The 23,254-nt window shown below is 67.5% G+C and carries 22 protein-coding genes; 16 read left to right on the forward strand and 6 right to left on the reverse strand.

The genetic code is table 11. From position 1 onward, the window contains the following. Positions 1-24: 24 nt before the first annotated feature. From K8374_RS10200 to K8374_RS10225, 6 genes are all read right to left on the reverse strand, one after another. Positions 25-1,608: a FadD3 family acyl-CoA ligase gene (locus K8374_RS10200; RefSeq protein ID WP_224458918.1), complete on the reverse strand. Its 1,584-nt coding sequence runs from the start codon at positions 1,606-1,608 to the stop codon at positions 25-27. Between the two features lie 67 nt (positions 1,609-1,675). After that, positions 1,676-2,422, reverse strand: a complete 747-nt coding sequence (locus K8374_RS10205; RefSeq protein ID WP_224458919.1) for an SDR family NAD(P)-dependent oxidoreductase — start codon at positions 2,420-2,422, stop codon at positions 1,676-1,678. A 198-nt stretch (positions 2,423-2,620) separates the two neighbouring features. Then, complete coding sequence (locus K8374_RS10210; protein WP_224458920.1) at positions 2,621-3,706, reverse strand: ferredoxin--NADP reductase; 1,086 nt, start codon at positions 3,704-3,706, stop codon at positions 2,621-2,623. Between the two features lies 1 nt (position 3,707). Beyond that, positions 3,708-4,463, reverse strand: a complete 756-nt coding sequence (locus K8374_RS10215) for a glucose 1-dehydrogenase (RefSeq protein WP_224458921.1) — start codon at positions 4,461-4,463, stop codon at positions 3,708-3,710. After that, a complete protein-coding gene (locus tag K8374_RS10220; protein WP_224458922.1) occupies positions 4,451-6,130 on the reverse strand; it encodes an FAD-binding protein in 1,680 nt (559 codons plus the stop codon). The genes K8374_RS10215 and K8374_RS10220 overlap by 13 nt, the downstream gene beginning before the upstream one ends. Positions 6,131-6,139: 9 nt before the next feature. After that, positions 6,140-6,658 (reverse strand): flavin reductase family protein, encoded by a 519-nt coding sequence (locus tag K8374_RS10225; RefSeq protein ID WP_224458923.1) that lies wholly within the window; start codon positions 6,656-6,658, stop codon positions 6,140-6,142. 211 nt (positions 6,659-6,869) lie between these two features. On the opposite strand from K8374_RS10225, the gene K8374_RS10230 reads away from it, so the two are divergent. From K8374_RS10230 to K8374_RS10305, 16 genes are all read left to right on the forward strand, one after another. Beyond that, a complete protein-coding gene (locus K8374_RS10230; protein ID WP_224458924.1) occupies positions 6,870-8,051 on the forward strand; it encodes a flavin-dependent monooxygenase in 1,182 nt (393 codons plus the stop codon). 124 nt (positions 8,052-8,175) lie between these two features. Beyond that, a complete protein-coding gene (locus tag K8374_RS10235; protein WP_084857938.1) occupies positions 8,176-9,300 on the forward strand; it encodes an LLM class flavin-dependent oxidoreductase in 1,125 nt (374 codons plus the stop codon). Positions 9,301-9,518: 218 nt separating this feature from the next. Next, the gene (locus K8374_RS10240) at positions 9,519-10,415 is read left to right on the forward strand and encodes a VOC family protein (RefSeq protein ID WP_224458925.1); all 897 of its coding nucleotides are present in this window, start codon (positions 9,519-9,521) and stop codon (positions 10,413-10,415) included. 11 nt (positions 10,416-10,426) lie between these two features. Next, entirely contained in the window at positions 10,427-11,308 is an 882-nt protein-coding gene (locus K8374_RS10245; RefSeq protein WP_224458926.1) for a CoA transferase subunit A, read from the forward strand. Between the two features lie 12 nt (positions 11,309-11,320). After that, on the forward strand, positions 11,321-12,124 hold the full coding sequence (locus tag K8374_RS10250) for a CoA-transferase subunit beta (protein WP_224458927.1): 804 nt from the start codon (positions 11,321-11,323) through the stop codon (positions 12,122-12,124). A 38-nt stretch (positions 12,125-12,162) separates the two neighbouring features. Then, complete coding sequence (locus tag K8374_RS10255; RefSeq protein WP_224458928.1) at positions 12,163-13,035, forward strand: enoyl-CoA hydratase; 873 nt, start codon at positions 12,163-12,165, stop codon at positions 13,033-13,035. Positions 13,036-13,037: 2 nt separating this feature from the next. After that, complete coding sequence (locus tag K8374_RS10260; protein WP_224459307.1) at positions 13,038-14,105, forward strand: NAD(P)H-dependent flavin oxidoreductase; 1,068 nt, start codon at positions 13,038-13,040, stop codon at positions 14,103-14,105. A gap of 11 nt (positions 14,106-14,116) precedes the next feature. Then, positions 14,117-14,872, forward strand: coding sequence for an enoyl-CoA hydratase family protein (locus tag K8374_RS10265; protein WP_224458929.1), 756 nt, complete (start codon positions 14,117-14,119; stop codon positions 14,870-14,872). Between the two features lie 10 nt (positions 14,873-14,882). Further along, on the forward strand, positions 14,883-16,049 hold the full coding sequence (locus tag K8374_RS10270; RefSeq protein ID WP_224458930.1) for an acyl-CoA dehydrogenase family protein: 1,167 nt from the start codon (positions 14,883-14,885) through the stop codon (positions 16,047-16,049). Between the two features lie 10 nt (positions 16,050-16,059). Beyond that, positions 16,060-17,115 carry an acyl-CoA dehydrogenase family protein gene (locus tag K8374_RS10275; RefSeq protein ID WP_224458931.1) on the forward strand — a complete coding sequence of 352 codons (1,056 nt, stop codon included), beginning with the start codon at positions 16,060-16,062 and terminating at the stop codon, positions 17,113-17,115. Between the two features lie 141 nt (positions 17,116-17,256). Next, on the forward strand, positions 17,257-18,405 hold the full coding sequence (locus K8374_RS10280; protein ID WP_224458932.1) for an acetyl-CoA C-acetyltransferase: 1,149 nt from the start codon (positions 17,257-17,259) through the stop codon (positions 18,403-18,405). A gap of 17 nt (positions 18,406-18,422) precedes the next feature. After that, a complete protein-coding gene (locus K8374_RS10285; protein WP_224458933.1) occupies positions 18,423-19,298 on the forward strand; it encodes an SDR family oxidoreductase in 876 nt (291 codons plus the stop codon). Positions 19,299-19,620: 322 nt separating this feature from the next. Continuing rightward, positions 19,621-20,793, forward strand: coding sequence for an acyl-CoA dehydrogenase family protein (locus K8374_RS10290; RefSeq protein ID WP_224458934.1), 1,173 nt, complete (start codon positions 19,621-19,623; stop codon positions 20,791-20,793). Next, a complete protein-coding gene (locus K8374_RS10295; RefSeq protein WP_224458935.1) occupies positions 20,790-21,980 on the forward strand; it encodes an acyl-CoA dehydrogenase family protein in 1,191 nt (396 codons plus the stop codon). Before K8374_RS10290 ends, K8374_RS10295 begins: the two co-directional genes overlap by 4 nt. A 15-nt stretch (positions 21,981-21,995) precedes the next feature. Continuing rightward, a complete protein-coding gene (locus K8374_RS10300; protein ID WP_224458936.1) occupies positions 21,996-22,778 on the forward strand; it encodes an SDR family oxidoreductase in 783 nt (260 codons plus the stop codon). A gap of 2 nt (positions 22,779-22,780) precedes the next feature. After that, positions 22,781-23,239 (forward strand): MaoC family dehydratase, encoded by a 459-nt coding sequence (locus tag K8374_RS10305; protein WP_224458937.1) that lies wholly within the window; start codon positions 22,781-22,783, stop codon positions 23,237-23,239. Positions 23,240-23,254 lie beyond the last annotated feature (15 nt).

Consider the following 23,254-nt stretch of genomic DNA (forward strand, 5'->3'; position numbering starts at 1 on the left):
GGGCGCAAAGCGCCCCCGAGGATCTCAAGCCGGCACCGCGGCACAGTCGCGCAACACCTGCTTGGCCACCTTCCCAGTGGCATTGAGCGGCATGCTGTCGAGCACCCGAACCCGCCGGGGCACTTTGTAGTTGGCCATCTGCTCGCGGCACCAGGCCAGGAATACCGACTCGTCGATACGCTGCCCCGGCACCGGCAACAGAAACGCCATGGCCACCTCGCCCAGGCGCTCGTCGGCAATCCCGATCACCGCCGCCTGGGCCACGCCCGGGTAGCGCACCAGCGTCTGCTCAATCTCCGCCGGGTACACATTGAACCCACCGGTGATGAACATGTCCTTCAGGCGATCGGTGATGCGCAGGTAGCCGTCTTCATCGAGCACGCCCACGTCCCCGGTATGCAACCACCCCTGGGCGTCGATCGCCTCGGCGGTGGCCTTCGGGTCGTCCAGGTAGCCGCGCATCAGGTTGTAGCCGCGTACCAGCACCTCGCCCGGCTGGTTGGCCGGCACCGGCTGCCCCTGCGAGTCGACGCAGCGCACTTCCACGTCCGGCATGGCTCGCCCGCAGGTGGTGGCCACTCGCTCGGCGCTGTCGCCGGCACGGCAGATGGTGACGAAGCCACAGGCCTCGGTCAGGCCATAGGCGGTGACGATGGTGGCGAAGCCCAGCTCGCTGCCCATGCGCCGGATCATCTCTACCGGGATCGATGCCGCGCCGGTCACGGCGATACGCAGGGAGCCCAGGTCATAGTCGCCGCGCCGGGGGTGGGCCAGCAGCGACTGGTACAAGGTAGGCGGACCGGGCAGCACGTTGATGCGTTCGCGCTGGATGCAGTCGAGCAGGGCCTGGGTGTCGAACACCTGCTGCGGCAGGATGGTGCACCCGCGCATCAGCGCTGCCACCCAGCCGGCCTTGTAGCCAAAGGAATGGAAGAACGGGTTGACGATCAGGTAGCGGTCGCCGGCCTGCAGCCCGACGATCGCGCTCCAGTCGCGCACCACCCGCAGGTTCTGGCCATGGCTGCTCATCACGCCCTTGGGCTTGCCCGAGGTGCCGGAGGTGAACAGCAGGTCCGACAGTGTGTCGCTGTTCACCTGCTGTTCACGCTCGGCCAGCTGGGTCTCGCTCACCGGCCCCGCGAGGGCGAGGAAGTCGTCCCAGGCCAGGCCGTCGGCTACCTCGCCCTGGGGGCGCAAATGGATCACCTGGCGCAGCGCGGGCAGCGTCTGGTCGGCGAGCGAGGCCGGGTAGTCGGTGTCGAGGAAACGGCTGATGCAGAACAGTACGCACGTGCCGCTGTCACGCAGCACCTGGGCCGCCTCGGCGCCTTTCATGCGAGTATTGAGCGGCACCAGGGTGGCGCCGACACTGTGCAGGGCACCGGCGGCGACGATCCACTCCCAGAGGTTGGGCGCCCACACCGCCACCCGCGCCGCCACCGGCACGTCCAGGGCCAGCAGGGCGCGCGCCGCCTGGCGGCGCAGCTGGTCCAGGCGCTGGTAGCTGATGGGCTGGCCGGCATCTTCGAGGGCCGGGCGCTCGCCATAGGCCTGGGCGGCCAGGGCGAACAGTTGCGGGAAGGTCTGGGCGTTTTCCACGGACGGCATGTGGCCTCCTCAGGCAGAGGATCGATGAACGAAGGGGAGGGCCGGGCGCCAGGCCCGGCCGAGTGGATCAGGCGCTGGGCGGGGCGAAGCGGCGGCCGGCGGAGAAGCCGCCATCCACGGCGATCATCTGCCCGCTGACGAACGAGGCTTCGTCCGAGGCCAGGAACAGCGCGACATTGGCCACTTCCTCAGGCTGGCCGGAGCGGCTGAGCATGTGCTGCGAGGCGAAGAAGTCATGGAATGCCTGCTGTTTGCGCACCATGCTGGTCATCGGCGTTTCGATCAGGCCGGGGCACAGGCCGTTGACGCGGATGTTGGCGTGGCCATAGTCGATGGCCATGCTGCGGGTCAGCTGGTTGATACCGCCCTTGGAGACGTTGTAGGCGACGTTGCCGTCGCAGCCCTGCAGGCCAAAGATCGAGCCGATATTGATGATCGAGCCGCTGCGTTGGGCCTGCATCTGCCCCAGCACATGCTTGCTGGTGAGCATGCTGCCGGTCAGGTTGATGTCCAGCACCCGCTGCCAGTCGGCGGTGCTGGCGCTGGTGACGCTGCCCTGGCTGGCGACGCCGGCGGCATTGACCAACACGTCGAGGCGGCCGAAGCGCTGGATGATTTCGCTCATCACCTGCTGTACCTGCTCTTCGTTGCGTACATCCAGGGTCATGAACAGGCCGGGGAAGTCCGCGGGCGGCTGGCCGACATCCAGCCCGACCACCTGGGCGCCTTCGGCGCTGAAACGACGCACGCAGGCCAGGCCGATGCCCGACGCACCGCCGGTGACCACCGCGACCTTGTTTTGCAAACGAGCCATATTCGAGCCTCTGTCTTTTATTGTTGTGGAGCTGTTGCTGTGGCGAGTCTACCTGTAATGCAGGACAGGCAGGATCGTCTGTAGGGACTAGGCCCGGCCGCACTGGTCCAATCGCGGGACAAGCCCCACAGTTTCAACGCGCCCTCTGTGGGAGCGGGCTTGCCCCGCGATTGGGCTGCAAAGCAGCCCCGCTCGACCTCAAGCCGGAAACTTCAACCGCACCCGCGCCCCTTGCGGATGCCCCTGGCACGCCAAGGTCCACCCGGCCTCCAACTCCGCCTTGCTGAGCACATCGTTACGCGCAAGCGGCGCCTGGCCTTCCTCCACGGTGCACATGCACGCCCCGCAAAAGCCTTCCTCGCAGGAAAACGGCACATCCAGCCCGGCCGCCTTGCAGCTTTGCAGCAGGGTATCCCCTGGGCGTGGCACGATCTCGTGGGTCACGCCATCGAGCTCTACCACCAGCAGCTCGCACCCTGCACCTTCGACCTGTACCGGCACGGCTTCCTGGCTGTCCGGGTCGGGCGGTGAGACGAAGCGCTCCACATGGATGGCGTCACGCGCTTCGCCCAAGGCCAGCAGGGTACCTTCCACGGTATCCATGAATGGCCCCGGCCCGCAGATGAAGTAGTCCGCGCCGCGCCAGTGGCGTACCAGCTGGCGCACCTGGGCGGCATCGACGAAGCCCTGCACCGAGTCCAGCACATGCACCACCTGCAACTGTTCCGGGTGCGCCTTGGCAAGCGCCCGCAGCTCGTCGCGGAAGATCACCGACGCTTCGTCGCGGTTGGCATACACCAGCAGCACGGGGCGCTGCCCGCTGTGCAGCACGGCCTTGAGCAAGGAGAACACCGGCGTGATGCCGGAGCCCCCGCCGAACAGCACCAGGGGCCGGCTGGCGTCGATGGCCTGGCGCTGGTCGATGCAGAAGTGCCCGGCCGGCGGCAGCACTTCAAGCCAGTCGCCGACTTGAACGTGCTGGTTCATCCAGTTGGACACCCGGCCACCCTCGACCCGCTTGATGGTCACCTTGGGCCGGGTGTCGGTCCAGGGCGAGCTGGACATCGAGTAGCAGCGGGTCAGGCGCTTGCCGTCCACCGTCACCCGAAAGCTCAGGAACTGCCCCGGTTTGTAGGCGAAGCGCCCACGCAGCGCCTCGGGTACGTCGAACACCAGCGAACGTGCGTCGGCGGTCTCGTCGATCACCGCGCACACCTGCAGGCGCAAGTCGCTGGCAGGGGATGCGCTGGCCTGGGCCTGGTCTGCAGCAGCCTGGATGCTCATGTCAGATGCCACTGATCAGTTGCGCGTTGTCCACCCGCAGTTCCGCGCCGTTGACGAAACGGGACTCGTCGCTGGCCAGGAACAGCACCACATTGGCGATGTCGCGCGGGGCGCACATACGGTTCATCGGGTCCTGGTCGAGCAACGCCTGAGGGATCGGCTGGCCGCCGGCCAGGGCCTGGGTCATCGGTGTGTTGACGCCATCGGGGTGCACGCTGTTGCAGCGGATGCGGTAGCCCTGCTGCTTGCAGTGCAAGGCGATGGAGCGGGTCATGGCCGCCACCGCGCCCTTGGAGGCAGAGTAGGCGCAGAACATCGGCATGGCGCCCAGGGCTGCGACCGACGACATGTTGATGATCGAGCCGCCACCGGTCTTCTTCATGGCCTCGATGGCGTACTTGCACCCCAGGAAATAGCCCTCGCCGTTGACCTTCTGCACCTTCTGCCACAGCTCCAGGCTGGTGTCCTCGATGGTGCCGGTGGCCAGGATGGCGGCGTTGTTGACCAACACATCGAGGCGGCCGAAATGCGCCAGGGTGGTGGCGATCACCTGCTGCCAATCGCTTTCGCTGGCGATGTCGTGGCGAATGAACAGCGCGTTCTCGCCGATCTCGGCAGCGGCCTGGCGGCCGGCTTGCTCGTTCAGGTCGGTGAGCACCACCCGGGCACCCTCGCTGGCCAGCAGCAGGGCATCTTCGCGACCGATGCCGCTGGCGGCGCCGGTGACCAGGCAGACCTTGCCTTCTACACGTTGCATGGTTGTTCTCCTTGGGGGGCTCGGTGGTCGGCGGCCAGGCCGGCCACGTGGGCCGCGGCGCGCCGGCCGGAAAAGACGCAATCGGCCAGGGACAGGCCGGAAACGTAGAGGTTGGAAGCCACGCCTACGGCGCAGCGGCCGGCCGCGTACAGGCCATCGATGGGTTGGCCTTGCGGGTCGAGTACCTGGCCGCTCTGCTCGCTCACCCGCAACCCGCCCAGGGTCAGGGTCGGGCAGGGGTACAGGCGGCTGTCGTAGGACAGGTCCAGGCAGTACCAGGGTCCTTGGCCCAGGTCATGGAGCATGGCCGGTGACTTGCCGTGCGGGTCGGCGATTTCGCCGCGCGCGGCGCGGTTGTAGACGTCGACGCTGCGGCGCAGGGCCTCGACCGGCAGCCGGCAGCGCTGGGCCAGCTGCTCGAGGGTGTTGCCACGGCGGCAGTTGAACAGCAGGTTGAGCAGCACCGGCAGGCGCTGGAAAGACCACACCTTGCCTGGCCCGACCTGCTGCAGCGCCTGGTTGCGCAAGCTGCGATCGAGGATCAGCAAGGCGCGGCCGTCCTGCTCCTCGACCATGGCGTGGCCCAGGGTGGCGCCGTACAGCTCTTCGTTGCAGTAGCGCTCGCCCCGGGCATTGACGATCAGGCCTTTGGCCCAGGCCAGCGGCGGATTGATGAAGCGCCAGGCACTGACCTTGTCCATGCGCCCCAGGCTGCCGCCGGCGCTGCGGCCCAGCTCGATGCCGCTGCCGTCGCAGCCACTGCTGCCCAGGGGCAGGCCGGCGAGGTAGCGCGGCGCATGCTCGCCGAGCAATTGGCGGTTGAACACGAAGCCGCCGCTGGCCAGCAGCACGCCGTGGTCGGCACGCACCAGCAGGGGCAGGGCATGTTGCTGTTCGATGCGGTGCATGCGTGCCCGCAACCGTGCGGAAACCGCCGGGGCGTACATGTGTATCGCCGCGGCCCAGCGCGTCAGGCGCGCATGCTGGCGCGCGGCGCGGCTGCCCGCTGGCAGTTGCCAGGCTTCGACGCCCAGCACTTGGCCTTCCTGGTCGATCGCCAGGCGCCGCACCTGGCACTGGGTACGCACACGTACGCCGCGGTGCCGCGCGCTGTCGGCCAAGGCACGGAACAGGGCCGAGCCGGACATGCCGGTGCCCTTGGTCCGATGGCCGCGTGGGGCCGGGGCGGCCTCTACGGCGTAGGCCGGTACTGCCTCGTTGCCTGAGTAGTACAGGTAGTAGCTGTCGCTGGGGTAGGAGGTCTTGTGCGGCGCCAGGCTGCCTTCGAACACCGCGCCCTGGCGCTCCAGCCAGGCCAACTGCTCCAGGCTGCCATCGCAGAACGCACGCAGGGTCTGTTCGCTCACCGCATCGCCGACTTCCCTGAGCAGGTAGTCGAACATTGCCTCGCTGCTGTCCGGGTAGCCGGCCTGCAGCTGTTGCGGTGTGCCACCGCCGGCATATACCACACCGCCGCTCAGGGCGGTGGCGCCACCGCCGGCGAAGCGCTCCAGGACCAGCACCGAAAGGCCACGGCTGGCAGCCTCGATGGCAGCGCTGGCCCCGGCCCCGCCGAAGCCCACCACCACCAGGTCGGCACGTTGCTGCCATTGCAACTGCTCGGCGTTGTCGACGCGAAGCGGTGCCTGCACCGCCTGCTCGCTCATGCTTGCGCCTCAGCTGGCACTGGCCGCGAGGGGCACAGGCTTGGCGGTGGTGGTGTAGTGCCCGTCCAGGTACACCAGCGGGGTGATGGTCGGCGTGGTGTGGATGCGCAGGATGCGGCCGATGAAGACGGTGTGGGTGCCGTAGGCGAACTGGCCGTCCTGGCGGCAGAGGATCGACGACTGGGCGTCGGCCAGGTAAGGAATGCCTTCGTCGCTGGTCAGCCACTGGCCTTGGCCGAAGCGGGCTTCACCCTTGATGCTGCCGCTGCACAGGTGCGCCAGGTGCTGTTGCTCCAGGCCCAGGATGTTCACGCAGAAGCTCGCGCCGGCGGCCAGCGCCGCGTGGGGCGATGCGCTCTGGTTGACGCAGATCAGCAATGACGGCGGCTCGGTGCTCAGCGAGTCCACCGCGGTGGCGGCCATGGCGAAACGCTGGCTGCCGTCGCTGGTGCTGATGATGGTCACCGACTTGGCCAGGCGGCGCATGGCCTGGAGCATGTCGGCTTTCAAATTATTGTTGTCGTTCATCGCACGCCCTCGGTTTGGCTGTTTCAGTGCGATGGATTCTTGCAAGGGGGGCAAGCCCCAACATCGTCCAACGGGACTAGTCGATGCAGGCCGTGCATGGTCCGTTTGAGGGATGCCGCGTCCGATTCACCTTGTTGCAATGCCTACGGTGGAGGCACAGCGCCTCTCTCGCACGCCCCGGGGAACGGGGCGACCAGAGGAGAACAAGAAGATGAATCAAGACCTCATGCGTCAACAGTTGTGCCAGCGCGCCCGTGAGCTGGTGCCCGTGCTGCGCGAGCGCGCCGAACAGGCCGCGCAGATGGGCCGCCTGCCGGAGGAGACCATCGCCGACTTCCACGAGGCGGGCTTCTTCCGCATCCTTCAACCGGCCCGTTGGCAGGGGCTGGAGCTCGAGCCGAAGGACTTCTTCGAGGTGCAGATGATCCTCGCCGAAGGCTGCATGTCGTCGGCTTGGGTGCTGGGCGTGGTGGCCATCCACAACTGGCAGCTGGCGCTATTCGACGACCGCGCCGCGCAGGATGTCTGGGGGCAGGACACCCGCGTGTTGATCTCCTCTTCCTATATGCCGGTGGGCAAGGTCGAGCGGGTGGAGGGCGGTTTCCGCCTGAGTGGGCGCTGGGGGTTCTCCTCCGGCAGCAAGCATTGCCAATGGGCCTTCCTCGGCGCCATGGTGCCGCCGGCCGAGCCGGGCGGTGCGCCAGACTACCGCACCTTCCTGGTGCCGCGTGCCGACTACCAGATCATCGACAACTGGAACGTGATGGGCCTGGAGGCCACCGGCTCCCATGACGTGCTGGTCGAGGACGCCTTCGTGCCCGAGTACCGCACCCACCGTGCCGTCGATGGCTTCATGCAGGACAGCCCGGGCAATGCGGTCAACACCTCGCCGCTGTATCGCCTGCCGTTCGGGCAGATCTTCGTGCGCGCGGTGTCGTCGTCGGCCATCGGCGCCCTGCAGGGGGCGGTGGACCACTTCATCGCCCACAACAAGGCGCGGGTGGCAGTCAATGATGGCCGCAAGATGCTCCAGGACCCGGCCGCGCAAAGCGCCCTGGCCAACGCCATGGTCTGTGTCGACGAATGCCGCACCGTGCTGCTGCGCAACTTCGAGCTGATGCTCGACAACGCCCGCAGCGGCACACCGCTGGACATGCAACTGCGGGTGAAGATGCGCTATGACTCGGCGCTGGTGGCCGACCGCTGCGCCAAGGCAGTGGCGGAGCTGATGTTCAACAGTGGCGCCTCGACCATCTTCCGTAGCCACCCGATCAACCGGGCGTTCCGCGACATCCATACCGGCCGTGCCCACGTGGCCAACAGCCCGGCCAAGTACGCCTGGAACCTCGGTGGCGTGAGCATGGGCCAGGACACCACGGACTTCTTCCTCTAGGCCGCAGCCTGCTCACCGAAACCGGCTAGTCCGTTTTAGGGATTCGAGCCCACCTGCGATGCCTGAGGATGTGACCAAGGCCGGCGCCTGCCGGCCAACGTCCATAGAACAACAAGGAACGCACATGAAATTCTCGCTGATTTACGAAGCCCAGACGATCGATGCCAGCCGCGAGGGTGACCGCAAGATTTTCGATGACACCGTCGAGCAGGCGGTGCTGGCCGACAAGCTGGGCTTCGACACCTTCTGGTGCGTGGAGCACACCGCGTTGACCAACTACTCGCACATGTCTGCTCCGGAAACCATGCTGGCCTTCGTCGCCGGCAAGACCGAGCGCATCGGCATCGGCCATGGTGTGGTGTGCCTGCCACCGGCGATGAACCACCCGGTCAAGGTGGCCGAGCGCATCGCCACCCTCGACCTGCTGTCCAAGGGCCGTGTGCACTTCGGCGTGGGTAAGGGCGGCACCCAGCAGGAGGCCGGCACCTTCGGCTACGACCTGGCGACCCTGCAGCCGCAGATCGACGAGGCCATGTACCTGATTCCGAAGATGTTCGTGCAGGACGAGATCGAGCACCATGGCGATTTCGTCAAGATCCCCAAGCGGCCGATCCACCCCAAGCCGTACCAGGATCCGCACCCACCGATGTACCTGGCCTGCACCAACACCGATTCGTTGAAGAATGCTGGCGGGCGCGGCATGGGCGCGCTGGTGCTGGGCTTCGGTGGCCCTGAGGAGATCGCCAAGAAGGTCGAGGTGTACCACCAAGCCTTCGACAACCGCGATGCCCGCAACCAGGTGGGCTTCCGTCCCAATCGCCACATTGCTGCGCTGTGCCCGGCCATCGTGCTGGATGACAACGAAACCGCGCGGCGCATCGGCATCCGTGGCCAGCGCTATTTCATGGAGTCGCTGGGCTACTGGTACGGCGGCGGTGAACGCCCTGACCCGGAAAAGTGGAAGGACGACACCTACGTCGACGGTAACGGCCAGGCGGTGATCAAGTCGCGCTTCGCCTCCGAGGAAGTGCGTGTCGATTTCTCCGACCCGACCATGGCGATGATGAACCCCAACCACGCCTACGGCACCGTCGAGGACTGCATCGGCTACGTGCAGCGCCTGATCGATGCCGGCGCCGACGAGATCCTGTTCATCTGCCAGATGGGCACCGTGCCGCAGTGGGCCCAGCTGGAGACCCTGCGCAACATCGGCGAGAAGGTCATCCCGCATTTCCGCAACAAGCAATAACCCCCAGGGGCGCTTTGCGCTCCAATCGCGGGACAAGCCCGCTCCTACAGGGACCTGCGTCACCCCTGTGGGAGCGGGCTTGTCCCGCGATTGGGCTGCATGGCAACCCCTCGGCCGGTAGTCCTATTGGACGATGACGCTCCACCGCCAACTGGCTTGAATACGACCATCCAAGAGCCCCAGCGGCTCGTGACAAGAACAACATGAGGAGATCGTGCATGGATATCCGTGGCCTGGGTTACGTCACCGTACGTTCCACCGACCTCGCGCAGTGGCGCCACTACGCCAGCCAGGTGCTGGGCATGATGGTGGTCGAGGACGACAGCGGCGAACGCCTGTTCCTGAAGATGGACGAGCGCCCGTACCGCATCCTGGTGCAGCACAGCGCCCAGGACGGTTTCGGCGCCTGCGGTTGGGAAGTGGCCGGTCAGGCCGCCTTCGACCAGGCCGTGGCCGAACTGCACGCCGCTGGTGTGGCCGTGGAGCAGGGCAGCGCCGAGCAGGCCGCGCTGCGCCAGGTGCAGGCGCTGGCTCTGTTCGCCGACCCTGATGGCAATCGCCACGAGCTGTACTGGGGCCCGCGCCAGGACTTCGCCCGTTTCGTGTCCCCGGTGGGCGTGCGCGGCTTCGTCAGCGATGCCCTGGGCATGGGCCATGTGGTGCTGCCGGCACCGACCTTTGACCGTTGCCGCGACTTCTACGAACAGGTGATGGGTTTCGGCCTGTCGGACCTGATGAAAGTGCGTTTCACCCCGGATCCTGCCGAGCCGGAAAAGCGCATCCACTTCATGCACTGCAATAACGGCCGCCACCATTCGCTGGCGATCTTCGAATGCCCGGTGCCCAGTGGCTGCGTGCACATGATGGTCGAGGTCGATGGCCTGGAGGACGTGGGTCGCGCCCTGGACCGCATGCACGCCAATGGCGTGGAGCTTTCGGCCACCCTGGGCCAGCACACCAACGACCAGATGATTTCCTTCTACATGAAGACCCCCTCCGGGTTCGACCTGGAGTACGGCTGCGACGGCCTGGTGGTGGACTGGAGCCGCCACACACCGTTCGAGAGCACGGTGGTCAGCCAATGGGGCCACGACTTCAGTGTCGGCCGCCAGTGAGGACAGTACCCATGGATAAACAGATGACCACGGCCCAGATGGTCGCCCAGCTGCGCGACGGCATGACCATCGGTATCGGCGGCTGGGGCCCGCGCCGCAAGCCCATGGCGCTGGTGCGCGAGATCCTGCGCTCGGACCTCAAGGACCTGACCGTCGTCGCCTACGGTGGTGCCGATGTCGGCCTGCTGTGCGCTGCCGGCAAGGTGAAGAAACTGATCTTCGCCTTCGTCTCCCTCGACTTCATCCCCCTCGAGCCGTACTTTCGCAAGGCACGCCAGGACGGGGCCATCGAGGTCATGGAAATCGACGAAGGCATGCTGCTGCTGGGCCTGCGCGCCGCCGCCATGAACGTGCCGTTCATCCCCACCGCGGTGGGCCTGGGCACCGATGTGCTGCGTCATAACCCCGAGATCAAGCTGATCGCCTCGCCCTACGCCGATGGTCGCGACTGGGTCGCGATGCCTGCGCTCAAGCTCGACGCTGCCCTGGTGCACGTCGACCGCGCCGATGCACGTGGCATTTGCCAGATCGCCGGCCCTGACCACTACATGGACGACCTGTTCGTACGGGCCGCGGCACATACCTTCGTCACCTGCGACGAGCTGGTCGACAGCGCGTGGTTCCACGCCGACCCGGCCCGCGCCCACCAGGTGTTCTGGGAGCGCAACCTGACCACCGCCGTGGCCAATGTGCCCGGCGGCGCGCACCCCTCTTCCTGCGCGCCGCTGTACGGCTTCGATGTGCCGCACTTCAAGGCCTACGTGGCCTCGGCGCAGAGCGAAGAGGGCTGGCAGGCCTATGTCGAGCAGTACGTGGCCTGTTCCCACACCCAGTACCTGGAGCGTTGCGGGGGGCTTGAGGCCATCCGTCGACTGCCCCTGCCGGTTTTCTAAGCGAGGAACGCCATGACCCCTGCAACCTCCTACAGCCTCGCCGAACTGATGATCTGCGCCGCCGCCCAGGCCTGGCGCGACGACGGCGAAGTCCTGGCCACCGGTATCGGCGTGATCCCACGCCTGGCCGCCTCCCTGAGCATGCTCGACAACAACCCGCAGCTGATGATGACCGACTCGGAAGCCTACATGGTCGCCGAGCCGGTGCCGGTCGGCCCGCGCAACGGCTACGAGCCCAAGCGCGACAGCTGGATGGGTTTCTCGCGCATCTTCGACAACGTCTGGAGCGGCAAGCGCCACGCCATGATCGGCCCGATCCAGGTCGACCGCTTCGGCCAGGCCAACATTTCCTGCATCGGCGGCGACTACCAAAAGCCCAAGGCGCAGATGCTCGGCGTACGTGGCCTACCGGGCAACTCCATCAGCCATGCCAACTCGTTCTACGTACCCAGCCACAACCGCCGGGTATTCGTCGAGGGCGAGTGCGACGTGGTCGCCTCGGTGGGCTACAACCCCGCGCGCCTGGCCCGTGGCTGGTCGCTGGACGACATCGACATCCGCCTGATCGTCACCGACCTGTGCGTGCTCGACTTCCTCGGGCCGCAACACCAGGTGCGGGTGCGCTCCTTGCACCCGGGCGTGAGCCTGGACGAGGTGCGTGACAACACAGGCTTTGCCCTGCACGTGCCCGAGCATTGCCCGGTGACCCCGGCACCCACCGAGGCGCAGCTGCAGCGGATCCAGCAGCTGGACCCGCACAACCTGCGCGCCAGCCAGCTCAAGGAAAACCCACCGGGCCAGCGCCAGTCGCGCTGACAGCCCGTACCCGCCAACCGCCTTGCCGGAGTGCAGTAATGAGCGAGCAAAACAACAAAGAGGCCGATGAGGTGGTGCTGTACGAAGTGCGTGGCGCGGTGGCCCTGGTCACCATGAACCGCCCCGAGTACCACAATGCCCAGAACTCGCGGATGACCTACGCCCTGGACGCCGCCTTCGCCCGCGCCTGCGCCGATGACCAAGTCAAGGTCATCGTCCTGTGCGGCGCTGGCAAGCACTTTTCCGCCGGCCATGACATCGGTACGCCCGGGCGCGACGTGGACCAGAGCTTCGAGCGCGTGAGCCTGTGGTACGACCATGTCGGCAAGCCGGGCGGCGAGTTCCTCTATGCCCGCGAGCAGGAGGTGTACCTGGGCATGTGCCGGCGCTGGCGGGACATCCCCAAGCCGACCATCGCCATGGTCCAGGGCGCCTGCATCGCCGGCGGCCTGATGCTGGCGTGGGTGTGCGACCTGATCGTGGCCAGCGACGATGCCTACTTCCGCGACCCGGTGGTGCGCATGGGTATCCCGGGCGTGGAATATTTCGCCCACGTGCATGAACTCAACCCACGCATCGCCAAGGAATTCCTGTTCCTCGGCGCGCCGATGCCGGCGGCGCGAGCCTACCAGATGGGCATGCTCAACCGCGTGGTGCCGCGCGAGCAGCTGGAGGCGCACACCCTGGAGCTGGCCGCGCAGGTGGCCCAGATGCCGCGCCTGGGCCTGCAGTTGAGCAAGCAGGCGGTCAACAACGCCGAGGACCTGATGGGCAAGCGCGCCACCATGGACATGGTATTCGGCCTGCACCACTTCGCCCATGCCCACAACGAACTGGTGTCGGGCGACCGCCTGGGTGGTTACGACGCCAAGGCCATGGCCAGCTCCCAACGCGACCAGGGGAGGGCATGAGCATGGCCGTGTCGCTCGATACCCGCCTGACCGCCTTGCTCGGGTGCCGCTACCCGATCGTCCAGACCGCCATGGGCTGGGTCGCCGACCCGCGCCTGGTGGCGGCCACCTGCAATGCCGGCGGCTTTGGCTTCCTCGCCGGGGCGACCATCGAACCACAGCAGATGGAGGCCGCGATTCTCGAAACCAAGCGCCTGACCGACCGCCCGTTCGGGGTCAACTTCCACATGTACCAGGCCAACGCCCAACAGATCGTCGAGCTGGTGGTACGCCATCAGGTGCGCGCGGTCAGCTACAGCCGCTCGCCGGGCAAGCAGATGATCGCTCGGCTCAAGGACGCCGGCGTGGTCTGCATGCCCACCGTGGGCGCCCTCAAGCACGCGCAGAAGGCCGTGGAGATGGGCGCCGACGTGGTGACCGTGCAGGGCGGCGAGGGCGGCGGCCATACCGGCGCGGTGCCCACCGCCATGCTGCTGGGCCAGGTGCTCGATGCCGTCGAGGTGCCGGTGGTGGCTGCCGGTGGCTTCAAGGATGGCCGCGGGCTGGTGTCGGCCCTGGCCCAGGGCGCCGACGGCATCGCCATGGGCACGCGCTTTCTGATGACCGCCGACAGTCCGGTGCCCCAGGCCACCCTGGCGCGCTACCTGGCGGTCAAGGACCCGGCGGCGGTGATCGTCAGCCGGGCCATCGATGGCCTGCCGCAACGCATGATCCGCAACGAGCTGCTCGATGAGCTCGAGTCCGGCAGCGGCCTGCGTCGCTGGCTGCTGGCCGTGCGCAGCGGCCTGGCCTACCGCCGCCACACCGGCCTTGGCCTGGGCCAGTTGCTCGGCAGCGCCCTGAAGATGCGCCGTGACGGTGGGCTCAGCGCCGCCCAGAGCCTGATGGCCGCCAACGCGCCGATGGTCATCCAGAAGGCCATGGTCGAAGGCCGCCCGGCGGAGGGCGTGCTGCCGGCTGGGCAAGTGGCCGCAGGCATCGACAGCCTGCCGGGCTGCGCCGAACTGATCGCGCAGATCGTCCAGGACGCCGAGCAGCGCCTGGGCGCGCTGTGCCACCGAATTTCGTAAGGGGAAACCGAATGCAACCATTCAGTGTCAGCATTGACAACGGCATCGCCGAGATGGTCTTCGACCATCCCCCGGTCAATGCCTTCAACAGCCGGGGCTGGGCCGACATCGCCAGCACCCTCCGGGCGCTGGGCGAAGACGAGCAGGTGCGGGTCATCGTCATTCGCGCCGAAGGCCGTGGCTTCTGCGCCGGGGTCGACATCAAGGAACTGGCTGCCGACGGTAACCTGATCGTCGCGGTCAACAAGGGCAACTACGACACCTTCAAGGCCGTGCACCGCAACAAAGTGCCGGTGATCGTCGCCGTGCATGGCTTCGTCCTGGGGGGCGGCATCGGTATCTGCGGCGCCGCCGATATCGTCGTCGCCGCCGACTGCGCCCGCTTCGGCGTGCCCGAGGTGGACCGCGGCGCCATGGGCGGCGGTGCCCACCTGCAGCGCCTGTTCCCGGTGCAGAAGGTGCGCCATATGTACTTCACCGGCGAGATGATCGATGCCGCCGAGGCCTACCGCCTGGGCGCGGTCGAACGCGTGGTGCCGCGCGAGCAATTGCGCGAGACCGCGCTGGGCATCGCCGCATCCATCGCCGCCAAGAGCCCGGCGATGATCCGCCTGGCCAAGGAAGCGCTCAACGGTATCGAGGACGGCAACCTGGAAGACAAGTACCGCTGGGAGCAAGGCTTCACCCTCGAAGCCTACCGCACCCAGGACTCCCAGGAAGCCCGCGACTCGTTCGTCGAGAAGCGCAACGCCAATTTCAACGGTTGAGGGAGCGAACATGGACCTTACCTACACACCGGCCCAGCAGGCCTTGCGCGCCGAGGTGCGGGCCTGGCTGCAGGCCAATGTCCCGGCCCAGCCATTGCCCTCGTTCGACACCGAGGAGGGGTTCGCTGCCCACCGCGCCTGGGAAGCACGCCTGAACGAAGGGCGCTGGGGCATGGTCACTTGGCCGACCCGCCTGGGCGGGCGCGGTTGCGACCTGATCGAATGGCTGATCTTCGAGGAAGAGTACTACCGCGCCAACGCCCCGGCGCGGGTCAACCAGAACGGCATCTTCCTGCTCGGGCCCACCCTGATGGAATACGGTACCGAGGCGCAGAAAGCGCGCTTCCTGCCCCGCATGGCCACCGGCCAGGATATCTGGGCACAGGGCTGGTCCGAGCCCGGCGCCGGCTCCGACATGGCGGCGATCCGTTCGCGGGCCGAGCGTGACGGTGACCATTACGTGATCAACGGCCAGAAGACCTGGTCCACCCGCGCGGTCTGGGCCGACTGGGTGTTCGGCATCTTCCGCACCGACCCCGGCTCCCAGCGCCACCACGGCCTGACCTTCATCCTGGTGCCGCTGGACAGCCCTGGCATCACCGTGCGGCCGATCCCCCAGCTCAATGGCTTGCCGGGCTTCGCCGAAATCTTCTTCGACGATGTACGTGTGCCGGTGGAGAACGTGCTGGGCGGTGAGGGCATGGGCTGGCACGTGGCGATGTCCACGGCCGGCTTCGAACGTGGCCTGATGCTGCGTTCGCCAGCACGCTTCCAGGAAACCGCCCGGCGCCTGGTGCAACTGTACCAGGCCAACCGCGAGCGCGCCGACCGCGACCCGGCCATCGGCGAAGCGGTGATGCGCGCCTGGCTGGACGCCGAGGCCTACACCCAGCAGACCTACATGACCGCCTCGCAGCTGGTCAAGGGCGGGCGTATCGGGCCTGAGTCCTCGACCAACAAGATCTTCTGGTCCGAGCTTGACCTGCGCATGCACGAAACCGCCATGAGCATCCTTGGCCTGCGCGGTGAGCTGCTGCCCGAAGCCCCGGCCGCGGGCGACGTCGGCCACTGGCTGGACGGCTTCCTGTTCGCCCAGGCCGGGCCGATCTATGCCGGCACCAACGAGATCCAGCGCAACATCATCGCCGAACGCATGCTCGGCATGCCGCGTGCCTGAGGGAGAGACCATGGACTTCAGTTTCAACAGCGACCAGTTGCTCTTCCAGGACAACGTGCGCAGTTTCTTGATCAACGAAGTGACCCCCGAACGCATCCGCGAGCTGTGGCTGACCGACAGCGGCCGCTGCGACCAGCTCTGGGCGCAGTTGGTGGAGCTGGGCCTGACCGGCCTGACCGTACCGGAACAGTATGGCGGCATGGGCCTGGGGGCCCTGGACTTCGTCCTGCTGGCCCAGGAATGCGGCTACGCCGGGCTGCCCGAGCCGCTGGTGGAGACCATGCTGGTGGCGGTGCCGCTGCTGGCCGAGCTGGGCGAGGCCCACGAAGGGCTCAAGCACGACTGGCTGGGGCGTGTGGCCGAAGGGCAGGCACGCCTGGCGGTGTGCGAGCCGGGCAACCCACTGGTCAGCGATGCCCACGTCGCCGACCTGTTGCTGCTCAGCCACGGCGATGAACTGCATGCAGTGCCCCGCGAGGACGTCGACCTGGTACGCAACCCGTCCGTCGACCCCAGCCGCCAGCTGTTCCAGGTGGTCTGGACGCCGGGTGCGGCCACCTGCGTGGCCCGTGGCGAGGCGGCGACGCGGCTGCTGGCGCGGGCTTTCGAGCGCGGTGCGCTGGGCTGTGCGGCACAGCTGCTGGGCCTGGCCAAGCGCATGGTGGACCTGGCGGTGGACTACAGCTTCGAGCGCAAGCAGTTCGGCAAGCCGATCGGTTCGTTCCAGGCGGTCAAGCACTTGATGGCCAATGTCGCGGTGCGCATCGAGTTCGCCAAGGGCCCGCTGTACCGCGCAGCCCACGCCGTGGCCAACGACGAGCCGGGGCAGGCGCTGGCCGTTTCCCATGCACGCCTGGCGACGTCGGAGGCTGCGCTGCTCGCCGCGCGCAACGCCATCCAGACCCACGGTGCGATGGGCTACACCTGGGAGGTCGACCTGCAGCTGTTCATGAAGCGCGCCTGGGCACTGGACAAGACCTGGGGCGACCACGCCCTGCACAAGGCGCGGATCCGCGAGGCGCTGTTCGACCGCGAACTGGCCATCGGTGCCGGCACCACCTTCTGACGCATGGCTTGTGTGGGAGCGGGCTTGTCCCGTGATCGAGGGCTAAGCCCTCGCGCATGGCAGGCTTGGCCCTGTCGCGGGACAAGCCCGCTCCCACAGGGTCTGCGTCGATTCAACACGATGTGTTTTGTGAGGTAGAAGATGCCTGAAGCTTATATCGTCGATGCCCTGCGCACGCCTACCGGGCGGCGTAAGGGCGGCCTGGCGCACATTCATGCAGCGGACCTGGGTGGCCATGTGCTGCGCGCCCTGGTCGAGCGCAATTCGATTCCTGACCAAGACTACGATGACGTGATCTTCGGCTGCGTCGACACCATCGGCCCGTTGGCCGGCGACATCGCCCGCACCGCTTGGCTGGCGGCCGGGCTCAGCCAGGCGGTGCCGGGCACCACCATCGACCGCCAGTGCGGCTCCTCCCAGCAAGCGGTGCATTTCGCCGCCCAGGCGGTGATGAGCGGCACCCAGGATGTGGTGGTCGCCGGTGGTGTGCAGACCATGACCCAGATTCCCATCTCGTCGGCCATGACCGCCGCCGAACCGCTGGGCTTCAGTGACCCGTTCACCGGCTCCGAGGGCTGGGTGCGTCGCTACGGCGCGACCCCGCCGACCCAGTTTCGCGCCGCGCAGATGATCGCCGAGCATTGGCAGCTCAGCCGCCAGGCGCTGGAAGCCTACTCGCTGGAGTCCCATCGCCGGGCCCTGCGCGCCATCGAGCAAGGGTATTTCAAGCGCGAGATCGTGCCCCTGGCCGGCGTCGAGCATGACGAAACCCCACGCCACACCAGCCTGGAGAAGATGGCCGAACTGGAAAGCCTGTTCGGCTGCGACCGGGTCACCGCCGGCGTATCGAGCCAGACCTGCGACGCCGCCAGTGCCGTGCTGATCGTCTCCGAGGCCGCGCTCAAGCGCTACAACCTCACGCCTCGGGCACGTATCCACCACATGAGTGTGCGTGCCGACGACCCGGTCTGGATGCTCACCGCGCCCATCCCGGCTACTGCCTACGCCCTCAAGCGTGCCGGCATGCGCCTGGACGACATCGACCGGGTGGAGATCAACGAGGCCTTCGCCTCGGTGGCCATGGCCTGGCTCCACGAGACCGGCTACCCCCACGCCCAGACCAACGTCAACGGCGGGGCCATCGCCCTGGGCCACCCGTTGGGAGCCACCGGTACCCGGCTGATGTGCAGCCTGCTCCATGAACTGGAGCGCAGTGGCGGCCGCTATGGCCTGCAGACCATGTGCGAAGGCGGCGGCCAGGCCAACGTGACCATCATCGAGCGCCTGTAAGCGCAGGAGAAATACCCATGAGCAGTTGCAACGACCGAGTCGTGGTCATCACCGGCGCCGGTGGCGGCCTGGGCCGTGCCTACGCCCTGGCTTTCGCCGCCGAGGGCGCCAAGGTGGTGGTCAACGACATCAACCGTGACGCCGCCGAAGCGGTGGTCACGCAGATCCGCGAGCAGGGTGGCCAAGCCATCGCCAACAGCAACGACATCACCCACTACGAGGATGCCGGGCGCATCGTCGCGGCGACGCTGGAGGCGTTCGGCGGCCTCGACGTGGTGGTGAACAACGCCGGGATCTGCCGTGACCGCATGTTCGCCAGCCTCACCGAAGCGGACTGGGACGCAGTGGTGGCGGTGCACCTCAAAGGCCATTTCTGCCTCTCCAGCCACGCCGTGCGCCATTGGCGCGAGCAGGCCAAGAACGGCGTGAAGGTCGATGCGCGGATCATCAACACCAGCTCCGGCGCAGGCCTGCAGGGCTCGATCGGGCAGTCCAACTATGCCGCGGCCAAGGGCGGCATCGCGTCGCTGACCTTGGTCCAGGCCGCCGAGCTCGCCCGCTATGGCATCACCGTCAATGCGCTGGCCCCGGCCGCGCGCACCGGCATGACCGAGGGCGTGTTCGGCGAGGTGATGAAGAAGCCGGAGGCGGGCTTCGACTACTTCGCCCCGGAGAACGTCGCGCCGGTGGTGGTATGGCTGGGGTCCAGCGACTCGGCAGGCGTCACCGGGCAGATGTTCGAAGTCGAAGGCGGCAAGCTGTCCATTGCCGACGGTTGGCGCCGTGGGCCGCAGGTCGACAACCAGGGCCGCTGGGCCGTCACCGAGGTGGGCGCAGCCGTCGGCGAGCTGTTGGAGCGCGCCGTGCCGGCGCAGAAAGTCTACGGCACCTGATTCGACGTTTTCTCGCCAGTAGGGCGAACCGCACCACATGCCAGGGTGGTGCGGTTTTTTTTCGTCTGTTGAAAGACCCTGGGCGGCCCTTCCGCTGTCACCGCTGTGCGTGTAGGAGCGGGCTTGTCCCGCGATCACCGGCAGAGCCGGTGCCAGGCCAAGCGTCGCGCCCTTCGCGGGTAAACCCGCTCCCACAGGTTCTGCGGTGCACTGGCTATCCGCGAAGCAGACCCCAAAGGTCTAGTCCAATTGGCCGATTCCCGACGCCGCGCATCTGGCCACACTCGCAAGTACCCCCGCCAGACGAGTAGAAGACGCCGCGATGGACTTTGCATTCAGCGACGAGCAGGAAATGATCCGCGCATCAGCCGAGGGCTTTCTCGCCGATGTTTCCTACTGTGCCGCCGTGCGCGCGGCGATGGTCAGCGAACGCGGTTACGACACCGACCTCTGGCAGCGCCTGTGCAGCGAGATGTACTGGCCTGCCATCCATATTCCCGAAGCCTATGGCGGCTTGGGCCTGGGATTCGTCGAGCTGGCCATCCTGCTCGAGCAGATGGGCCGGCGCCTGCTGTGCTCACCCTTCTTCGCCACCGCCTGCCTGGCCACGCCGGCGCTGCTGCTGGCCGGCAGCGAAACGCAGAAACAGCGCTGGCTGCCCGCCATTGCCCAGGGCCGGGTGCGTGGCACCCTGGGCTTTGGTGACGGCGGTGCCTGGACCGCCCACGGCATCAGCGTCACGGCCACGCCCGAAGGCGACGGCTATGTCCTGGATGGCGAATATGCGCAAGTGATCGATGGCCACAGTGCTGACCTGCTGGTGGTCGCGGCGCGCCTGGCCGGCAGCTCGGGCGAGCAGGGCATCGGCCTGTTCCTGGTCGAAGCCGGGCAGGCGGGCCTGGCACGCCAGTGGCAGCCGACCATGGACCAGACCCGCCGCCTGGGCCGTATACGCTTCACGCGCCTGTACGTGGCCCCGGACGCGGTGCTAGGCGAGGCCGGCAACGCCTGGCCGCGGTTGCAGGACGTGTTGCGCCTGGCCTGCGTGGGCCTGGCCGCCGAGCAGGTGGGCGGGGCCCAGCAGGCGCTGGACCTGAGCGTGGCCTACCTGCAGGAGCGCCAGCAGTTCGGCCGCCCCCTGGCCAGTTTCCAGGCCCTCAAGCACCGCGCCGCCGACATGATGCTGCAGGTCGAGTGCGCGCGCTCGGCCTGCTACTACGCCGCCTGCGTCGCCCAGGAAGCGCTGGACCCTGCAGGTGATGCACAGGTGGCGGCCGAGCTGCCACTGGCCGCGGCCCTGGCCAAGTCACAGTGCTCCCAGGCGTACTTCCACTGCGCGGCGGAGTCGATCCAGCTGCACGGCGGCGTGGGCTTCACCTGGGAGTACGACCCGCATCTGTACTTCAAGCGTGCCCGGGCCAGCGAGAGCTACCTCGGTGCACCGGCCTGGCATCTGCAGCAGATCGCCAATGTGATTATCGGGGAGCAGCCATGAAGATTCGTTTCAGTGAGCAGGACGAGCGTTTCCGCCAGGAGATCGCCGACTGGATGGCCGCCAATCTGCAGGGCGAGTTCGAGGCCCTGCGTTTTCGTGGCGGCCCAGGCGACGAACACATGTTCCCCGCAGAGCGCAAGGCCTGGGAGCGCAAGCTCGCCGAAGGCGGCTGGACCTGCGTGGGCTGGGCGCCGGAGCATGGTGGGCGCGGGCTTTCGATCAGCCAGCAGGTAATCTTCCATGAAGAGTACGCCCGTGCCGGCGGCCCCGGGCGCATGGGCCATATCGGCGAAGGCCTGGCCGGCCCGACCATCGCCGCCTTCGGCAGCCAGGCGCAGAAACGCCGGTTCCTGCCTGGCATCGTCCAGGGCACCACGTTCTGGTGCCAGGGCTATTCCGAGCCCGGCGCAGGCTCCGACCTGGCCGCGGTCAAGACCCGTGCGGCCCAGGACGCCAACGGCGACTGGCGGATCAACGGGCAGAAGGTCTGGACCTCCCTGGCCCACGAGTCGGACTGGTGCTTCGTGCTGGCCCGCACCGAGCCGGGCAGTGTCGGCCACCATGGGTTGTCGTTCCTGCTGGTGCCGATGGACCAGCCGGGTATCAGCGTGCGGCCGATCGAACAGATGACCGGTACCTCGGAGTTCAACGAGGTGTTCTTCGACGACGCGCGCACCGAGGCTGCCAACATCGTCGGCCAGCCGGGCGAGGGCTGGAAGATCGCCATGGCCCTGCTGGGCTTCGAGCGCGGGGTGTCCACCCTCGGCCAGCAGATGCAGTTCCAGAACGAGCTCGACGAGATCATCGCCATCGCCCGGCGCAACGGTGCCGACCGCGACCCGCACCTGCGCCAGCGCCTGGCCGAGGCGTGGTGCGGCTTGCGCATCCTGCGCTACAACTCGCTGCGCATGCTCTCCGGGCCCCAGGACGGCTCGCTGCGCCGCGAGGCGACGATCTACAAGCTGGGTTGGTCGAGCTGGCACGCCAACCTCGGCAAGCTGGCCATGGACGTGCTCGGCCCCCAGGCCGAGCTGCTCGAGGGCGCGCCCTACCAGCTGAGCCGCCTGCAGTCGCTGTACCTGTTCAGCCGCGCCGACACCCTGTACGGCGGCAGCAACGAGATCCAGCGCAACATCATTGCCGAGCGCGCCCTGGGTATGCCCCGGGAACCGCGGCCACGTCCCTGATCGAGGAGTCCTTGCATGTCCGTTCCACACTATGTTCCCGGCCACGGCCTGCTGCGTGGCAAATCGGTGCTGATCACCGCCGCCGCTGGCTCCGGCATCGGCTTCTCCGCGGCGCTGCGTGCGGCCGAGGAAGGCTGCCGGGCCCTGATGATCAGCGACATCCATGAAGGCCGGCTGGGCGAGGCGGTGGCACGCATCCGCGAAGCCACCGGGCTACCGGCCGTGCACGGGCAGTTGTGCAACGTCACCGACGAAACCCAGGTGCGTGAACTGGTCAGTGCTGCCGAGCGCGAGCTGGGCGGTGTCGACGTGCTGATCAACAATGCCGGCCTGGGCGGCTCGCGCGCCCTGGTGGACATGCCCGACGAAGAATGGCAGCGGGTCATCGACGTGACCCTCACCGGCACCATGCGCATGACCCGCGCCATGCTCCCGCACATGATCGAGCGCCGGGCCGGGGTCATCGTCAACAACGCCTCGGTGCTCGGTTGGCGCGCGCAGAAGCAGCAGGCCCACTACGCCGCGGCCAAGGCCGGGGTCATGGCCCTGACCCGCTGCGCCGCGGTGGAGGCGGCCGAACATGGCATCCGCATCAACGCGGTGAGCCCGAGCATCGCCATGCATGATTTCCTGGCCCGCTCCGCGCCCCAGGCGGTGCTTGATCAGCTGGCGGCCAACGAGGCCTTCGGCCGTGCCGCCGAAGTCTGGGAGGTGGCCAATGTGATGATGTTCCTGGCCAGTGACTACAGCTCGTACATGACCGGCGAAGTGCTGTCGGTTTCCAGCCAGAGGGCCTGAGCATGACCCGAGTATTCGAGGCGCCCCAGGCGCTGCACGAGGCGGTGGGGCAGGCGCTGGGCGAGAGTGACTGGCTGTTGGTGGACCAGGCGCGCATCGACCTGTTCGCCGAAGCCAGTGGTGATCACCAGTGGATCCACGTCGACCCGCAGCGCGCTGCCCAGGGGCCGTTCGGCGCCTGTATCGCCCACGGCTACCTGAGCCTGGCCCTGGTCAACCTGTTCCTGCCGCAGATCATCGAGGTGCGGGGCATCGCCATGGGGGTCAATTATGGCTGCGAGCGCGTGCGCTTCCCCTCGGTGGTGCGGGTGGGCTCGCGGGTACGTGGCAGCGCCGTGCTGTTATCGACCGAGGCGGTCGGCAACGGCGTGCAGGCAGTGATCCGCGTCAGCGTCGAGATCGAAGGCCAGGAGCGTCCGGGCTGCGTGGTCGACACCATCAGCCGTTACTACCCGGCCTAGGCCGTCCAAGGAGTT

Origin of the sequence: Pseudomonas sp. p1(2021b), from assembly GCF_020151015.1 — a bacterium.
Classification (GTDB): domain Bacteria; phylum Pseudomonadota; class Gammaproteobacteria; order Pseudomonadales; family Pseudomonadaceae; genus Aquipseudomonas; species Aquipseudomonas putida_K.

What these genes read in the sequence shown, in the direction of transcription:
- K8374_RS10200 (WP_224458918.1), bottom strand. Translation starts at nt 1,608, where the DNA reads ATGCCGTCCGTGGAAAACGCCCAGACCTTCCCGCAACTGTTCGCCCTG.
- K8374_RS10205 (WP_224458919.1), bottom strand. Translation starts at nt 2,422, where the DNA reads ATGGCTCGTTTGCAAAACAAGGTCGCGGTGGTCACCGGCGGTGCGTCG.
- K8374_RS10210 (WP_224458920.1), bottom strand. Translation starts at nt 3,706, where the DNA reads ATGAGCATCCAGGCTGCTGCAGACCAGGCCCAGGCCAGCGCATCCCCT.
- K8374_RS10215 (WP_224458921.1), bottom strand. Translation starts at nt 4,463, where the DNA reads ATGCAACGTGTAGAAGGCAAGGTCTGCCTGGTCACCGGCGCCGCCAGC.
- K8374_RS10220 (WP_224458922.1), bottom strand. Translation starts at nt 6,130, where the DNA reads ATGAGCGAGCAGGCGGTGCAGGCACCGCTTCGCGTCGACAACGCCGAG.
- K8374_RS10225 (WP_224458923.1), bottom strand. Translation starts at nt 6,658, where the DNA reads ATGAACGACAACAATAATTTGAAAGCCGACATGCTCCAGGCCATGCGC.
- K8374_RS10230 (WP_224458924.1), top strand. Translation starts at nt 6,870, where the DNA reads ATGAATCAAGACCTCATGCGTCAACAGTTGTGCCAGCGCGCCCGTGAG.
- K8374_RS10235 (WP_084857938.1), top strand. Translation starts at nt 8,176, where the DNA reads ATGAAATTCTCGCTGATTTACGAAGCCCAGACGATCGATGCCAGCCGC.
- K8374_RS10240 (WP_224458925.1), top strand. Translation starts at nt 9,519, where the DNA reads ATGGATATCCGTGGCCTGGGTTACGTCACCGTACGTTCCACCGACCTC.
- K8374_RS10245 (WP_224458926.1), top strand. Translation starts at nt 10,427, where the DNA reads ATGGATAAACAGATGACCACGGCCCAGATGGTCGCCCAGCTGCGCGAC.
- K8374_RS10250 (WP_224458927.1), top strand. Translation starts at nt 11,321, where the DNA reads ATGACCCCTGCAACCTCCTACAGCCTCGCCGAACTGATGATCTGCGCC.
- K8374_RS10255 (WP_224458928.1), top strand. Translation starts at nt 12,163, where the DNA reads ATGAGCGAGCAAAACAACAAAGAGGCCGATGAGGTGGTGCTGTACGAA.
- K8374_RS10260 (WP_224459307.1), top strand. Translation starts at nt 13,038, where the DNA reads ATGGCCGTGTCGCTCGATACCCGCCTGACCGCCTTGCTCGGGTGCCGC.
- K8374_RS10265 (WP_224458929.1), top strand. Translation starts at nt 14,117, where the DNA reads ATGCAACCATTCAGTGTCAGCATTGACAACGGCATCGCCGAGATGGTC.
- K8374_RS10270 (WP_224458930.1), top strand. Translation starts at nt 14,883, where the DNA reads ATGGACCTTACCTACACACCGGCCCAGCAGGCCTTGCGCGCCGAGGTG.
- K8374_RS10275 (WP_224458931.1), top strand. Translation starts at nt 16,060, where the DNA reads ATGGACTTCAGTTTCAACAGCGACCAGTTGCTCTTCCAGGACAACGTG.
- K8374_RS10280 (WP_224458932.1), top strand. Translation starts at nt 17,257, where the DNA reads ATGCCTGAAGCTTATATCGTCGATGCCCTGCGCACGCCTACCGGGCGG.
- K8374_RS10285 (WP_224458933.1), top strand. Translation starts at nt 18,423, where the DNA reads ATGAGCAGTTGCAACGACCGAGTCGTGGTCATCACCGGCGCCGGTGGC.
- K8374_RS10290 (WP_224458934.1), top strand. Translation starts at nt 19,621, where the DNA reads ATGGACTTTGCATTCAGCGACGAGCAGGAAATGATCCGCGCATCAGCC.
- K8374_RS10295 (WP_224458935.1), top strand. Translation starts at nt 20,790, where the DNA reads ATGAAGATTCGTTTCAGTGAGCAGGACGAGCGTTTCCGCCAGGAGATC.
- K8374_RS10300 (WP_224458936.1), top strand. Translation starts at nt 21,996, where the DNA reads ATGTCCGTTCCACACTATGTTCCCGGCCACGGCCTGCTGCGTGGCAAA.
- K8374_RS10305 (WP_224458937.1), top strand. Translation starts at nt 22,781, where the DNA reads ATGACCCGAGTATTCGAGGCGCCCCAGGCGCTGCACGAGGCGGTGGGG.